Source organism: Candidatus Eisenbacteria bacterium (assembly GCA_016235265.1).
Lineage (GTDB): Bacteria > Eisenbacteria > RBG-16-71-46 > RBG-16-71-46 > JACRLI01 > JACRLI01.
This window is the reverse complement of the sequence record JACRLI010000003.1, coordinates 88,432-103,429: the sequence shown is the minus strand read 5'-3', so window position 1 is coordinate 103,429 and position 14,998 is coordinate 88,432. Positions and strand designations below refer to the sequence as shown.

The window sequence follows — 14,998 nt, the reverse complement described above, 5'->3', positions numbered from 1 at the left end:
CGCAGGCAGTAGCCCCCGGACCGGAAGAATGCTCTCCGCCGCCTCAACCCCCCACGGGTCGCCCCCATATTTCTGAACTCCCCCTATCAAGTTCCGCATCCAAATGGTCGAAATCCCCCGAGGGAGGTCACATCCATGGAGCCGCACCACGAAACGGGAACGGCCGTGCCGGTCGAGGCCGGCGCCCGTCCCGGACCTGTCCGGCAAAGCCCCACCATCCTTCGCTTTCTGACTGCCGAACGCCTGCTGCACTGGGCGCTCGCCATCCCGTTCGTGCTGCTCTACGCCACGGCCCTGGGAATGGCGGTCCTCTACGCCGAGCCCTCGCCCCGCCATTTCAAGAATGCGTTCGCCCTGCTGCACCGCGGCGTCGGCGTGGCCCTGGTGGTTCTGCCGCCGCTGGCGCTGCTGCGCGGAATCCGCGACTGGCGCATGCACCTCGAGAACATGCGCGAGGGGTGGACCTGGCGGAAGGACGACTTCCGCTGGCTGGTGCTGTTTCCCCGCTACGCCATGGACCCGCGCGTGAAGCTGCCGGAGCAGGGCAAGTTCAACGCCGCCGAGAAGCTCAACTTCATGATGGTGCAGTCCACCTACCCGTTCTACATCGTCACCGGGATCCTGGTGTGGCTGCCCGGCTCGGCTGCGCTGGCCTACCTGGCGCACCTGGGGGTGGCCATCATGGGCCTGCCGCTGGTCCTGGGGCACATCTTCATGGCCACGGTGAACCCCGAGACCAAGGTGGGGCTCTCGGGGATGATCACCGGCTGGGTGGACCGCGAGTGGGCGCGCCACCACTATCGCCGCTGGTACCGGGACCGCATCGAGATGCCCGAGAAGCAGCGGGCCGCCCGCGAACTGGCGTCGCGCCTGGCGAAGCCCGCCCGGGTGAAGTGCGCATCGTGCCAGGAGGTGGCGGAGTTGGGCACATGGAGGGAGCTGATCCAGCGCTCGTTCCAGGTGGAGCCGGTGTTCTGTGGCGCCTGCGAGGCGCCGATCCCCATCACGCTGGCCGAGTCGGCCCGCCCGCTGAGCGAGGCGATCGTGCGGCACCTCGAGGTGCGTGGCGCGGACGAACCGTTCGAGCCGGGGGAGAGCGTCGCGGCCTAGATCGGGCCACGAGAACCGCACTGCGGCAGCGCGCGAGGCGCCCGGGACCCCCGGGCGCCCCACTCGCGCGCCGGACTCGTTGCGCCCGTCCCAGGTCGCGGTGTGCGGCCCGGCCTCGGCGGCGCCCTCCCACAGCAGGCGTACCCTCCGGCCGTCCGCGGCGTGCACCGCCACCGCGGCAGTACCGGCGGCCAGGAGCTGGAAACGCAACGAGACCGACTTCCGCATGGGGCTGGGGGAGGGCAGTCCCACCGCCAGTGCCGCCGGCCCGCCGCGCGCCGGCACGTCCGCCGGCGCCACCCAGGGCAGGCTGACGAACCGATCGCTCAGGAAGGCCTCCGTCATCCCCCCCAACGGAATCACCGCCACATCCGTAAACCCGCTGGGGACATCCACTCCCACGTATTCGTTGAGACCCAGCGTCATGGGCTGGTCCACTTGCAGCAGCTCCACGCTCCCGTCGTGGTCAGGGTCCGACGACACGACGAGGCGCAAGGTGTCCGTGATCAGGAGCGAGCCGTCCGCGGACGTGGTCTGCACGAACATCCCGAAGTGCGCCATCGCCTGGTCGAAGTGCACGTGCACCGTGTGCGGCGGATCGTAGGGGTCCGTGAGCAGGATCTGGGTGCGGAAGTTCGCCCCGAAGGTCTGCTTCACGCCCCGGTCCAGGCTGAGACTCAGCGGCGGCCGCTCCACGGTGGTGAGCAGGGCTTCGCGACTGTAACGTAGGGGATGGGGGCCGCGCATCCTGCGCGGCGGCGGGTTGGGGCCGGTCCGGGTTTCGATGGGGCCGTTCCCGGGCCTGGCCAAACAGGTGGGGGCCCGGGACCGCCTGATACCCGGCCCGCGTCCGCAGATCGCAGGATCCGCGGGAATTCCCGCAGAGGCTCCCGACAACCCACGGGAACTTCCGCCAACCCCGCACGGCCCCGCAGAGCCTCTTGCGGCGCCCCACCCTGCGGACGTAGCCTCGCCCTGCTTGTCGCCTGTGTTCCACTGGGCCCACAGGGCCACGGGGATAACTGTGAAGGGGAGGAACCTGGATGCGCCCGAGCCGGAGAACCTGGACTGCCTGGATCGCCACGTTGCTGCTGGCGCTGACGGCCACCGCCGCCGTCGCCGCGGACAAGGCGCTGTGGCTGCGCTACCCCGCGATCTCGCCCGACGGGCGCACGATTGCCTTCAGCTACCACGGCAACCTGTGGAAGGTGCCGGCCGCCGGGGGCGTGGCCGTGCCCCTAACCCTGAGCGAGGCGCACAACACCCGCCCGGTGTGGTCGCCCGACGGCTCGAGGATCGCCTTCGCGTCGGACCGCAACGGGAACTTCGACGTCTACGCGATGCCCGCCGATGGCGGCGAGGCCACGCGACTGACGTTTCACTCCGCGGACGAGTTGCCCTCCAGCTTCACTCCCGACGGCAAGGCCTTGCTGTTCAGCGCCTCGGTCCTGGACGCCGCCACGGCGGTGGGCTTCCCCAACGACGCCCAGCCGGAGCTCTACAAGGTCGCCCTGGACGGTGGCATGCCCGAGCCGGTGCTCAGCACCCCGGCGCAGTACGCATCCTACAATCGCGCCGGCACGCGTCTCGCGTATTCCGACCAGCGCGGCTTCGAGATGGAGTGGCGCAAGCACGACAATTCCTCCTTCGCCCGTGATGTGTGGCTCTACGACGTGGCGGCCAACAGGCACACCCGCCTGACCGCGTTCGGCGCCGACAACCGGCAGCCGGTGTGGGGCCCGGAGGACAAGTCGTTGTTCTATCTCTCGGAGAAGAGCGGCACATTCAACGTATGGCGCCTGGACCCGGACGACCCCCACCCCGTGCAGGTCACCACGCACACGGTCCACCCGGTGCGCTTCCTGTCCGTCTCCAACACCGGCGACCTGTGCTACGCGTACGATGGCGAGTTGTGGGTCCGGCCCGCGGGCGCCCCGGAGAGCCGCCGCCTGGAGGTCCAGGTGGCCACGGACCGCCGCGACCGCACCGTGGAGCCCGTGGATGTCACGTCCCAGATCTCGGAGTTCGATGTCTCGCCCGACGGCAGCGAGATCGCCTTCGTGGCCCGCGGCGAGATCTACACCGCGTCCACCGAGCACGGCACCACCCGGCGGCTCACCAGCACGCCGGAGCAGGAGCGCTCGGTGAGCTTCTCCCCGGACGGCCGCAGCCTCCTGTATGCCTCCGAGCGCGGCGGGAGCTGGAAGCTCTACCGCACCGACCTGGCCGACAAGAACGAACCGAACTTCTTCAACGCCACGGCACTCAGGGAATCGCCGGTGCTCGAGACCGGGGCCGAGACGTTCCAGCCGCGTTTCAGCCCGGACGGCAGCGAGATCGCCTACCTGGAGGAGCGCACCACGCTCAAGGTGCTCAACCTCAAGACCGGCGCGAGCCGGGTGGTGCTGGCGGGCGACATGAACTACTCCTACAGCGACGGCGACCAGCGCTACGACTGGTCCCCGGACGGTAAGTGGCTGGCGGTGCAGTTCCTGAGCCCCACCCGGTGGTCGTCCGAAGTCGGCCTGGTGCCCGTGTCCGGGGAGGGCAAGCTGGTCAACGTGACGCACAGCGGCTACGAGGACGAGGAGCCGCAATGGGCGATGAAGGGCGAGGTCCTGCTCTGGAAGACCGACCGCCAGGGCCTGCGCGCGCAGGCCGGCAATCCGCGGGAATCCGACGTCTACGCCGCATTCCTCACCCAGAAGGGCTTTGACCGCTACCGGCTGGACGAAGCCGCCTTCGACCAGTTGAAGGCGCGCGAGAAGGGAAAGGGCAAGCCGAAGGGCGCGGAGAAGGAGCTCGGGAAGGAAAAGGAGGAAGCCGAGCCGCCCGTTCCGAAAGCCGCCGACCCGGTGAGCATCGAGTGGTCCGGGCTCGACGACCGCATCGTGCGCCTCTCGCTCAGTTCCGCCGAACTGGCTTCGGCGGCACTGTCCCCGGACGGTGAGACGCTCTACTACCTGGCCCGGTACGAGAAGGGCTATGACCTGTGGAAGTACCTGCCGCGCAAGAAGGAGGTCAAGCTGGTGGCCAAGCTGGGCGCCCGCGGGGCCGAATTCCGGCTCGACCGCGAAGGCAAGAAGGCGTTCGTGCTCGCGGACGGCAAACTCTCCACGGTGGAGCTGGAGCCCGGCAAGTCATCGCCGGTGGCCGCCACGGCGCGCATGGAGCTCAATCCGGACGCCGAGCGCGCCTACATGTTCGAGCACTGCTGGCGCCAGACGTTCAAGAAGTTCTACTCCGTGGGCATGCACGGGGTGGACTGGAAGGCCATGAAGGCGGCCTACGCTCGCTTCCTGCCCTACATCGACAACTCGCGCGACTTCGCCGAGCTGATCTCCGAGATGCAGGGCGAGCTGAACGCCTCGCACTCCGGCTGCCGCTACCGCCCGACGCGCACCGACGGGGACGAGACCGCCGCCCTGGGCTTCTTCCCGGATCCCGCGCATGCCGGCGACGGCGTGCGCATCCTGGAGGTGATCGAGGGCGGCCCGCTGCAGCAGGCGGGCACGAAGGTGAAGGCGGGGGTGGTGATCGAGTCCATTGACGGCACGCGAATCGCCGCGCGCGCGAACTGGTACCGCCTGCTGAACCGGAAGGCCGACGCACCCGTGCGACTGGCACTGTTCGATCCCAAGGCCGGCACGCGCTGGGAGGAAACGGTGAAGCCCGTCTCCTGGGGCGCCCAGTCGCGGCTGCTGTACCTGCGCTGGACCCGCGCGCGGCGCGACGACGTGGAACGGCTGTCGGGCGGACGGATCGGCTACGCGCATATCCGCGGCATGAACGACGGCGCCTATCGCGAGATCTTCGAGGAGATCTTCGGGCGCTCGGTGGGCAAGGACGCCATCGTCCTGGACACCCGCTTCAACGGTGGCGGCAACCTGGTGGAGGCGCTCACGGTGTTCCTGAGCGGGCGCGAGTACGCCCGAAACGTCCCGCGCGGCCGCCAGATCGGAGTGGAGCCCTCGCAACGCTGGACCCGGCCTTCCATCGTGGTGATGAACGAGGGGAACTATTCCGACGCGCACTGCTTCCCGATGGCCTACACCCAACTCGGGCTGGGGGAGACGGTGGGGATGCCGGTCCCGGGCACCTGCACCTCGGTGTGGTGGGAGCGGCTGCAGGACCGCGACCTGGTGTTCGGCATCCCGGAGGTCGGGCTGGTGGACATGCAGGGGGACATGATGGAAAACAAGCACCTGGCGCCCACGCACATGGTGGAGCCGGACCCGGCAGCGATCTCGACCGGGCGCGACCAGCAGATCGAGAAGGCGGTCGAGGTGCTGTTGTCGAAGCTGCCGAAGCGCCCGCCCGGAGAGGGCCGCTAGGGCAGGTCCGTGCCGGCCGCGGCGGCCGCCGCGCGCAGTTCCTGCAGAAACGCCTCGCCGTAGCGCTCGAGCTTCGCCGGCCCGACCCCGGGCACCGAGAGCATCTCGTCGGGCGTGCCCGGAAGCCGGCCGACCATGGCGCGCAGCACGGCGTCGCTGAACACGATGTAGGCGGGCACGCCTTCGCGGTCGGCCAACCGCTTGCGCAGCGCTCGGAGGCGCTGGAAGAGCGCGGGATCGGCCTCTTCCCCCGGGTCGGCCGCACCGGAGGGTGTGGAACGGCCGGAGGAGCCCGGCGGCACGGCCACGCGCGCCCGACCCCGGGACCGTGGCGCGCCCAGGGCCCCGGCCGCCGCCACCAGCTCGGCCACGCCCGTGCCCCGGCACACGTCGCAGGATTCGCCGCAGGCGGCGATGTCCTCGCCGAAGTGGCGCACCAGCGCGCGGTGACGGCACACCCCGCACTCCGCGAGCTCGAAGAGCTCCACCGTCTTGCGCCGGGTCTCCTCGCGCACCGAGGGGTCCTCGATTTCTCCCAGGAACGCCTCGTAGGAAACCACGTCCGCCCACGAGTACATGAGCACGCAGTCGCTCACCAGGCCGTCGCGCCCGGCGCGGCCAATCTCCTGGTACCACGCCTCCACGCTGCGCGGCATGTCGCGGTGAACCACGTAGCGCACGTTGCTCTTGTCGATGCCCATCCCGAAGGCCACGGTGGCCACGACCACGTCGGCCTCGTCGCGTGCGAAGGCGTCCTGGTTGCGGGTGCGCTCCGCGTCGGGCAGGCCCGCGTGGTAGGGCACCGCGCGCACGCCGTGAGCGACGAGCCACGCGGTAAGCGAATCCACGGCCTTGCGGCTGAGGCAGTACACGATGCCGCTCTCGCCGTGGTGGCCCCGGATGATCCCGAGGATGTCGGGGCGGGTCTGCCGCCCCTGGCCCTTCTTCTGCGCGGTGATGCGCAGGTTGGGCCGGAAGAACGAGCCTTTGTACCCTTCGGGCTTGCGCATGCCGAGCTGCTTCAGGATGTCCGCCGCCACCCGGCGGGTCGCGGTGGCCGTGAGCGCCAGCACCGGGATGTCCCCGAGCTCGCTCTTGAGCCCGCTCAGCCTGCGGTACGCGGGGCGGAAATCATGGCCCCACTGGCTGATGCAGTGCGCTTCGTCCACCACCACCAGCGAGACGCGGCAGCCCGCGATCAGCGTGCGCAGGGAGCCCTCGAGGCCCTCCGGCGCCACGTACACGATCTCCAGTTCGCCCGCGCGCAGCTGCGACATCCGCCTCCGGCTCTCCTCGTGGTCGATGCTCGAATTCAGCACCGCGGCGCGGAAACCCACCCGGGTGAGCGCGTCCACCTGGTCCTTCATCAGCGAGATGAGCGGGGAGATCACCAGGACCGCGCCGGGCAGCAGCTTGGCCGGCACCTGGAAGGTCAGCGACTTCCCGGCGCCGGTGGGCATCACGCCGATGCAGTCGCGCCCCGCCAGCACCGAGTCAATGATATGGCGCTGCCCGGGGCGGAATTCCGGATACCCAAAGACGGTTTCCAGGACCTGCTGGGGATCGGTGAAGCGGACGGGGGCCGGGTGCCGGATCAAGTGGAGTTCTCCATCCTTGGGGAAGGTCTGGGGACAGCGAATGAGGCGGAGCTTACCCGTGAACGCCACTCGAGACAACCCGCATGGCGGGCGCACGGCACGCGCGCACGGCAGGCGCTCACGCCTGCCGGTCGGATCCCGTGCCGGAAGACACTCGTTCCGGCCCCGCGAGGTCCGTGGCATCTGCGCCCGCCCCGGCATATACTTCCTTCATGGGCCGGCGGAACGGGGAATATGGGCGGGAATTCGGAACCCCGTTCCCAGGTTCGGGTTCTAATGAAGTAGAGAGCCTCACCGCGGTCCGCCCCAACCCGGCTCGGTCACCAGGCGTCGACCCCGCCTCCGATGCGCAATTCACCTCACACTCCCGGTGTCACGGAGGTGTTCACCCCATGCACGTCCGGTTCGTCCTGCCCGTCCTGATCCTGTGTGCGCTCCCGTTCCTGGCCGCGGCCGGGGAGCGGGCTCCGGCGGATTCCACCCTGGCGCCGCGCTTTCACCTGCCCTCGCGCGAGGGGACGGTGGACCTCGACTCGCTGCGCGGCAAGACGGTCTACGTGGACTTCTGGGCCTCGTGGTGCGGCCCGTGCCGGGCGTCGTTCCCGTTCCTGGCCACCCTCCACGCGCGCTACGCCTCGAAGGGCCTCGCGGTCGTGGCCATCAACGTGGACAAGGACCGGGGCGCAGCCGAGACCTTCCTCAGGAAGTACCCCGCGCCCTTCACGATCGGTTTCGACCCCGCCGGCAGCACCCCGGAGGCCTACGACGTTTCGGTCATGCCCTCCAGCTTCCTGGTCAGCCCGGAGGGGATCCTCCTGCATTCGCACCAGGGGTTCGCCGCCAAGGACACCGCCGCCCTCGAGGCGCGGATCCGGGAGGCCCTGCCGCGATGAGGACGTGCACACGCCGGATCGCGCTCGCCGCGCTGTGCGCGGCGCTGGCCGCCCTCTCCGCCGGTTGCGCCACCGTAAAGCCGTGGGACCGCGACCTGCTGAGCCAGAAGAAGATGCAGTTTGCCCCGTCCCCGATGCTCAACACCATTGACGACCACGTCTACTTCAGCAAGGAGGGGTCCACCGGCGGCCTGGGCGTGGCCGGAGGAGGATGCGGATGCAATTGACCGCGTCGTCCCCGAACCCGGATCCGGCCCCGGCATCCCTGCTCCGCACCCGCCTTCGCACGGCCGCCTGCGTGCTGCTGGCCTCCGGCATGCCGGCCGCGGCGCACGCGGAGGGTGCGGCCTCCAACACGGTGGAGGCCTCGGTCCTGGTATACGCGGAACAGGGGCGCGCCCGGGTGGTCGAGCCCGCGGCCCGGATCTCGCGCCTGTTCGCCAACGGCCACTCCTTGTCCCTCTCGCTGGGCTTCGACACCATCACCGGCGCTTCCCCGACGGGCGCGGTGCCCACGGGCAGCATCCAGACCACCACGTCCCCGTCGGGGCAGGTGACCCGGCTGCCAGCGGGAATGCTGCCGGTGAGTTCGTTCAGCGACCATCGCATTTCCGCCGACATCGGCTGGCAGGCGCCCCTGGGACGGCTGTTCACCACCTCGCTGGGCGGGCATTTCTCCCGAGAGAAGGACTACCAGTCCCTGGGGCTCAACGGCACCGTGTCGGTGGAGCTGATGAACCGGCTCACCACGGTGACGCTGGGAGGCGGATACAACAGCGACCGGGTCTTCCCCGACGGGGGCACCCACGCGGGGCTCGGGGACGGCGCCGTGATCTCCACCCAGTCGAACCGGAAGCACCTCGCCACACGCATGCTGGGGATCTCGCGCATCCTCACGCGCCGGTGGATGATGGGGTTGAATATCACGCGCTCGAAGGACGACGGCTACCTCACCGAGCCCTACAAGGTGGTGAGCGTCGTTGACGGCACCACCGGCGAGACCGTCGGCCAGCTCACGGAGGAGCGGCCCGACACCCGGGACCGCTCGGTGCTGATGGCCAGCTCGGTGTACCACCTCGCCACCGACGTGGTGTACCTGTCATACCGCTACTACTGGGACAACTGGGGCGTGAAGTCGCACACCTTCGACGGCCGGTACCGCTACGAGCTGGGCGACAGTACCTACCTGGAGCCGCACGCACGCTTCTACACCCAGACCCGGGCGGACTTCTTCACCTACGGCCTGGTCCGGGGGGCGCCGCTGCCCGCCTACGCCAGCGGCGACATCCGGCTCGGGCCCCTGCGCAGCGTCACCGTGGGCGCCACCTGCGGCTTCCGCCTCCCGGTCACGCCGGGCGAGTGGACCGTGCGCGCCGAGTACATCCGCCAGTTCGGGGACGGCCACCCGGCCTCGGCGATCGGGGCGCAGCGTGAGCTGGACCTGTTCCCGGCGGTGAACATGGGCACCCTGGTCGTCGGTTATTCGTTCACCTTCTGAGGCACCGTTGTCAGGCCCGATCCGCAATCCCGCCCCGCGTGACGCTTCCGCAAGCGAGCTCGTGCGGGCCGGGGATCATTTCGTGGGCCGCTTCACCGCCATGGCCGGGCCCTGCGAATTGCTGGTGGACACCGACGACCTGGGGCTGGCCCGGTCTCTGCTCCGCACCGCCCGGATCGAAGCCCTGCGCATCGAACGCAAGTTCAGCCGCTACCTCACGGACAACATCGTCCACCGGATCAACCATGCCGGCGGCCGCCCGGTGCGCGTGGACGCAGAGACCGCGCACCTGCTCGACTACGCCGCCACCTGCCACGAGATTTCCGGCGGCCTCTTCGACATCACCTCCGGCGTGCTCCGCCACGCCTGGAAGTTCGAGGGCGGCGATCGCGTGCCGGCCCCCGACGTGGTGGCGGAAGCGCTGGCCCATGTGGGCTGGCACCGCGCCACGTGGGCCGACCCGACCCTGATCCTGCCCGCGGGCATGGAGATCGACTTCGGCGGCATCGGCAAGGAGTACGCCGTGGACCGTGCCGCCACCTTGATCCGGGATCGCTCGGAAGCGCCCTTCGTGGTGAACTTCGGGGGCGATCTCCACGCCTGGGGCCCGCGCCGCGGCGAACGGCCCTGGGGGGTGGGGGTGGACGACCCCGCCCGCACCGGGGAAGGCACCCTCTACCGCATCGAGATCACGCGCGGCGGACTGGCCACCAGCGGCGACGCGCGGCGGTTCGTGACGTGGCAGGGCCGGCGCCTGGGCCACATCCTGGATCCCCGGACCGGCTGGCCGGTGGACGGGGCCCCGCGCGCAGTGATCGTGGTCGCCGGCACCTGCCTGGAGGCGGGCACGCTCTCCACGATGGCCTGCCTGCGCGGCCCGGGCGCCCGGGCATTCCTCGAGGCGCAGGGGGTGCAGTTCCGGATCGTGTAAACCACCGCCTCCCGGCCGCACGCGCGATCCGCGGAGGCCCACCCGGCCCTCCGGCGGCGCCCGCCCGCCCGCAGCGCCTCCGCGCACCCCCTTTGACAGTTCGCCCCCGACCGCCTAGCTTCCCCGTGCGGGATCCCCCGGCAGATCGAAACGGCCGTTCCCACCCTGCGGGAGAAGACCATGAACAGCAGCGTGCTCGAGCGCTTTCTGCGTTACGTGACCTACGACACCCAGTCCGACGAGAACTCCACCACCTATCCGAGCACCGCCAAGCAGCTGGTGCTGCTGGACCTGCTGGTGGAGGAGCTGCGGGCCATCGGCCTCAAGGACGCCATCCGCGACGAGCACGGCTACGTCTTCGCCACGGTGCCCGCCACCACGAAGAAGCCCAACGTGCCGGTGGTGGGCTTCATCGCGCACGTGGACACCTCGCCGGAGTCCAGCGGGGCGGGCGTGAAGTCCATCGTGCACCGAAAGTGGGACGGCAGGGACATCGTGCTCCCGGACGAGCCCGGCACGGTGCTGCGCCCCGCGGACATCGCCGAGCTGGGCAGGCAGGTCGGCAACGACATCGTCACCGCCTCCGGCACCACGCTGCTGGGCGCGGACAACAAGGCCGGCTGCGCGGAGGTCATCGCCGCGGCCGAGTACCTGGTGCAGCACCCGGAGATCCCGCACGGCGCGATCCGCGTGGGGTTCACCCCGGACGAGGAGGTGGGCGGCGGAACGAAGTTCTTCGACGTGAAGAAGTTCGGCGCCTCCTGCGCCTACACCATGGATGGCGAGACGGTGGGGCACATCCAGTGCGAGACCTTCTCCGCCGACTCCATGACCATCACCTTCCAGGGGTTCAACACCCACCCGGGGCTGGCCACCGGGAAGATGATCAACTCCATCAAGATCGCCGCCGACTTCATTCACCGTCTGCCCAAGGACAAGCTCTCCCCGGAGACCACCGCCGATCGCGTGGGCTTCGTCCACCCCTACGTGGTGGACGCCTCGGTGGACCGCACTTCCGTGAAGTTCCTGATCCGCGACTTCGCCACCGCGGAGCTCAAGGTGAAGGAGGAGTTCCTCGAAAAGCTGGCCCGCGAGACGGTGGCCGCCTGGCCCGGGGCCCGCGTGTCGGTGAAGGTGGATGAGTCCTACCGCAACATGAAGGAAGTGCTGGACCAGCACCCGCAGGTGGTGGAGAACGCCCGCGAGGCGGTGCGCCGCGCGGGGCTGAAACTGTGCGAGACCGCCATCCGCGGCGGCACGGACGGCTCGAGGCTTTCGTTCATGGGCCTGCCCACACCCAACATCTTCGCCGGGGAGCATAACTTCCACTCGCGACTGGAGTGGATTTCGGTCCAGGACATGGAAAAGGCCGTGGAAGTGATCGTCGAGCTCGCCCGGGTGTTCGAGGAGCGGGCATAGTCCGTGCTCCCCGGCAGCCACAGGAGGTAATGCCATGAAGATCCCAGCCCTCGTCTCCCGTGTCGCCACAACCGTCTTCCTGGCGGCGGCACTGCTCGTGCCGGCCGCGGGTGCGGCCGTGCGGACCCCGCGCATCAGCCCCGACGCGACCCTGGTGCAGACCATCGGCGTGACCGATGTCACGCTCACCTTCTCGCGCCCCGGGGTGAAGGGCCGCGTGATCTGGGGCGGCGTGGTGCCCTACGACACCACCTGGCGCACCGGCGCCAACGACGCCACCAGCATCACCTTCACCGACCCGGTGACCATCAACGGCCAGCCGCTGCCCGCGGGCAAGTACAGCTTCTTCACCATGCCCGGCAGGGAGACGTGGTCCATCATCTTCAGCCGGCAGAAGGACCTGTGGGGCGCCTACGCGTACAACCCCTCGGAGGACGCGCTGCGGGTGCAGGCGAAGCCCGAGGCGGCCGAGTTCACCGAGTGGATGGACTTCGAGTTCGACTCGTTGTCCGCGAAGTCCGCGCGCCTCTCGGTCCGCTGGGAGAAGCTGCGCGTGTCCTGCAACATCGGCGTGGACACCGACAGGCTCCTGCCGGAGAAGTTCCGTGCCGCGGTGGCCGAGGCCAAGGCGGACGACTGGAGCACGCCCTACCAGGCCGCGCGTTACTGCTTCGACAACAACGTGGGCAGCGCCGAGGAGATGAACGCCTGGCTGGAGAAGTCCCTGGCCGTGAAGGCGACGCTGGGCAACCAGGGACTCAAGGCGCGCGTGCTGGCCAAGGCCGGCAAGAAAGCGGAAGCGGTCGCGCTGGGCGAGAAGGCGGTCCAGGAGGAGAAGGCCCGCACGCTGAAGGCGGGCGAGACGCGGGCCAACACTTCCGCGCTGGAGAAGTCGATCGCGGAGTGGAAGGGGAAGTAGGCGCGGCCCGGTCCCGGGCTACCTGATCCGCATCAGTCTCCGACTGGATACGCCTTCGCCCGACTCCAGGCGCAGGAAGTAGGCGCCTGAGGGGGTCACCCGGCCGTTTCCGTCGCGACCGTCCCATTCGACCCCGCTGCGACCGGACGGCGAGGGGCCATCGTGCAGCACACGCACGATGGCCCCCGACACATCGAGCACCAACAGTCGGGCCCGCCCTGGGCGAGCCAAGGTGAAAGCGATACTGGAGATCCCGAAGGAGGGGTTGGGGCCGGGAGGCTCCAGCCCGCCAGGGGCGATTCGTCTCACAGCTTCGACGTCGATCGGAATCTCCAGCGCCAAGTCGAGCCCCCACAGTTCATTCTGCGCCACGCAGTAGTCGTCGGTGCCGCCGAAGATGATTGCGCGCCGACGCTGACCATCCAGCGCCATGGTCGAGCCCCGGCCCTGCGTAGGCCCGCTGTAGCCAGCCTCCAGCTTCTGCCAGGAGGCGGCGCCGAGGTTGAGGGCCCACACGTCGCCCAGGTAGATGCCGAACTGGGTGATGTTGTTGAACCCGCCGAAGACGACCATGCGGTCGCCCAGAGAGTCGTACACTGCCGCTGCTCCCTCCCGTGCCAGGGGTCGCGGCTCCAGGTTGTTTGCCAGTCGCGTCCATCGTCCTGTAGCAGGGTCCAGCCCCCACGCATCGTTTAGTTCGCTGGAGCTGCCCCAGCCCCCGTACGTGCTGTATCTGCCTCCAAAAACCACCAGGCGATTGCGACGCAGATCGAAGATCGTCGAGGCGGCCCATCGCGCCTGCGGAACGCTATCCGCGGGGTTGATCAGGCTCCATGCTGGCGGGTCGGAGAGGCCCAGAGCCCACGTGTCGGTGTTGCCGACCTCCCCGCTGAAGGCCAGCACGCGCCTTCCGGCAGGGTCGAAGGCCGCATTGAAGAAGCCTGCGGCGGTGCCGGCTTCCGCTCCCATCGTGGCCTGCGCCGACCACACGCCGTCCCCTGTGCCGGAGAGGGGCAAAGACCAGAGCACGTCCCGCGAAACCACCAGCACGCGATCTCCCGCCCCATCCATGAAGCAGCCATGAAAAGAGGGCGGGCCACCTGCCGCACGGTGCCTGCTCCATGTGGCCGTGCCCGGCGAGTACGCCCAGTAGACACCCGCGCTGTCCTCCGAGAACATCCCGGCGCCCCCGAAGAGGAGCATCCGGTCACGGCGTCCATCGAATACCGCGGCATGCCCCGACCGCGCGTCCGGGATCGGGTTCGAGTAATGCCCTGTGGCCAGGTCCAGGCGCGAGACGTTTCCGATACACGTTCCCGCGGAATTGCACGGGGAGATGGTCAGCCCCGCAGCCGCCCAGACCGTGCGTGTGAGGGGACTCAGGACTGGATCGAAATTGAAGGTCCCGCCTCCTGTACCGGAGAATTCCAGGGCGTGCCACTCAGGCGATCCGTTGAGCGACAATCGCCTATTGGTTCCCGCGAAGTAGATCAGGCTGGTGTCGGACGGATCGTAGACCATGGCTTGCACGTAGATCTCGGCCGGCGGTGTGCCTGAAGGGAATATCTGCGTCCATGCCGGCGAGGCGCCCAGGGAGAGCTTCCAGGTATCGGTGTAGACAGCGTCCCCGCCTCCGTGAAGAAAGAGGGAAGTTCCGTCCGAAGCTGTGGCGGGGGAGTACCGGGGCGCGGGAGGAACCCCCGCGGGCGCAAGCTGCGTCCAGGTCGGCGTGCCCGAGGCGGGCAGGGTGAGCACCCATGTATCATTGAGTAAGCCGTGCGCTCCACTACCACCGAAAACGACCATTCGGCCCCCGGCAGCATCGCACATGGCGCTGGCATACTGCCGCGCGGCAGGCGGTGTTCCGTCCGGCTCCAATCGGGTCCAGGCGGGGCTGCCGGGGCCGGAGAGCGTGAGCGCCCATGCATCATTGAGAAGCCCCGCAGCATAGCCGCCGAAGATCACGATGCGGTCATTGCCTGCATCGTAGATGACTGCAGCGCCCGTACGCGGCGGGGGTGACTGTCCCGCCGGAGCGATCCTCTGCCAGCCCGTGGGCAAGGTGAACGGCAGGGCCCAGGCGCCATTGTCGCTCCCGTCGTAGAGAAGCATCCGGTCGCGCATCGAATCGTAGCAGTTGCCGCCCTGGCAGGGTTTCGGCGGGCTGAGCGGTGTCCACGCCGCGGCGAGGAGTGGCGCAGCGTGGCCTTCGGACACCAAGCAAGTGAGGAGCACCACAGTCAGTTGGCGAATGCCGGGGCGGCATCGGATCATGGCCCCTCCTGGCCGGCGAGCT

10 protein-coding genes are annotated in these 14,998 nt (G+C 69.3%); 8 read left to right on the top strand and 2 right to left on the bottom strand.

Annotated elements, in window-relative coordinates:
• Positions 1 to 135: 135 nt before the first annotated feature.
• Positions 136 to 1,110 carry a cytochrome b/b6 domain-containing protein gene (locus HZB25_01990; GenBank protein ID MBI5835991.1) on the top strand — a complete coding sequence of 325 codons (975 nt, stop codon included), beginning with the start codon at positions 136 to 138 and terminating at the stop codon, positions 1,108 to 1,110.
• A 1,043-nt stretch (positions 1,111 to 2,153) separates the two neighbouring features.
• The gene (locus HZB25_01985) at positions 2,154 to 5,444 is read left to right on the top strand and encodes a PD40 domain-containing protein (GenBank protein MBI5835990.1); all 3,291 of its coding nucleotides are present in this window, start codon (positions 2,154 to 2,156) and stop codon (positions 5,442 to 5,444) included.
• On the opposite strand, the gene HZB25_01980 is transcribed toward HZB25_01985, so the two are convergent.
• A complete protein-coding gene (locus HZB25_01980) occupies positions 5,441 to 7,243 on the bottom strand; it encodes an ATP-dependent DNA helicase RecQ (GenBank protein MBI5835989.1) in 1,803 nt (600 codons plus the stop codon). The genes HZB25_01985 and HZB25_01980 overlap by 4 nt on opposite strands.
• Positions 7,244 to 7,434: 191 nt before the next feature.
• Here HZB25_01980 and HZB25_01975 point away from each other — a divergent pair, with 191 nt between their 5' ends.
• The 6 genes from HZB25_01975 to HZB25_01950 all read left to right on the top strand — a co-directional run bounded on the left by HZB25_01975 (position 7,435) and on the right by HZB25_01950 (position 12,702).
• Positions 7,435 to 7,935 carry a TlpA family protein disulfide reductase gene (locus tag HZB25_01975; protein ID MBI5835988.1) on the top strand — a complete coding sequence of 167 codons (501 nt, stop codon included), beginning with the start codon at positions 7,435 to 7,437 and terminating at the stop codon, positions 7,933 to 7,935.
• On the top strand, positions 7,932 to 8,162 hold the full coding sequence (locus HZB25_01970) for a DUF4266 domain-containing protein (GenBank protein MBI5835987.1): 231 nt from the start codon (positions 7,932 to 7,934) through the stop codon (positions 8,160 to 8,162). The genes HZB25_01975 and HZB25_01970 overlap by 4 nt, the downstream gene beginning before the upstream one ends.
• Entirely contained in the window at positions 8,159 to 9,433 is a 1,275-nt protein-coding gene (locus HZB25_01965) for a DUF3570 domain-containing protein (protein MBI5835986.1), read from the top strand. The genes HZB25_01970 and HZB25_01965 overlap by 4 nt, the downstream gene beginning before the upstream one ends.
• A gap of 100 nt (positions 9,434 to 9,533) precedes the next feature.
• On the top strand, positions 9,534 to 10,364 hold the full coding sequence (locus tag HZB25_01960) for an FAD:protein FMN transferase (protein ID MBI5835985.1): 831 nt from the start codon (positions 9,534 to 9,536) through the stop codon (positions 10,362 to 10,364).
• Positions 10,365 to 10,544: 180 nt separating this feature from the next.
• The gene (gene pepT / locus HZB25_01955; GenBank protein ID MBI5835984.1) at positions 10,545 to 11,783 is read left to right on the top strand and encodes a peptidase T; all 1,239 of its coding nucleotides are present in this window, start codon (positions 10,545 to 10,547) and stop codon (positions 11,781 to 11,783) included.
• Between the two features lie 34 nt (positions 11,784 to 11,817).
• A complete protein-coding gene (locus HZB25_01950) occupies positions 11,818 to 12,702 on the top strand; it encodes a DUF2911 domain-containing protein (protein ID MBI5835983.1) in 885 nt (294 codons plus the stop codon).
• Between the two features lie 18 nt (positions 12,703 to 12,720).
• On the opposite strand, the gene HZB25_01945 is transcribed toward HZB25_01950, so the two are convergent.
• The gene (locus HZB25_01945; GenBank protein ID MBI5835982.1) at positions 12,721 to 14,976 is read right to left on the bottom strand and encodes a hypothetical protein; all 2,256 of its coding nucleotides are present in this window, start codon (positions 14,974 to 14,976) and stop codon (positions 12,721 to 12,723) included.
• Between the last annotated feature and the right edge of the window lie 22 nt (positions 14,977 to 14,998).

Coding starts and splice junctions, on each gene's coding strand:
- HZB25_01945 (MBI5835982.1), bottom strand. CDS start 14,976: ATGATCCGATGCCGCCCCGGCATTCGCCAACTGACTGTGGTGCTCCTC.
- HZB25_01950 (MBI5835983.1), top strand. CDS start 11,818: ATGAAGATCCCAGCCCTCGTCTCCCGTGTCGCCACAACCGTCTTCCTG.
- HZB25_01980 (MBI5835989.1), bottom strand. CDS start 7,243: ATGCCGGGGCGGGCGCAGATGCCACGGACCTCGCGGGGCCGGAACGAG.
- pepT (MBI5835984.1), top strand. CDS start 10,545: ATGAACAGCAGCGTGCTCGAGCGCTTTCTGCGTTACGTGACCTACGAC.
- HZB25_01985 (MBI5835990.1), top strand. CDS start 2,154: ATGCGCCCGAGCCGGAGAACCTGGACTGCCTGGATCGCCACGTTGCTG.
- HZB25_01970 (MBI5835987.1), top strand. CDS start 7,932: ATGAGGACGTGCACACGCCGGATCGCGCTCGCCGCGCTGTGCGCGGCG.
- HZB25_01960 (MBI5835985.1), top strand. CDS start 9,534: ATGGCCGGGCCCTGCGAATTGCTGGTGGACACCGACGACCTGGGGCTG.
- HZB25_01990 (MBI5835991.1), top strand. CDS start 136: ATGGAGCCGCACCACGAAACGGGAACGGCCGTGCCGGTCGAGGCCGGC.
- HZB25_01975 (MBI5835988.1), top strand. CDS start 7,435: ATGCACGTCCGGTTCGTCCTGCCCGTCCTGATCCTGTGTGCGCTCCCG.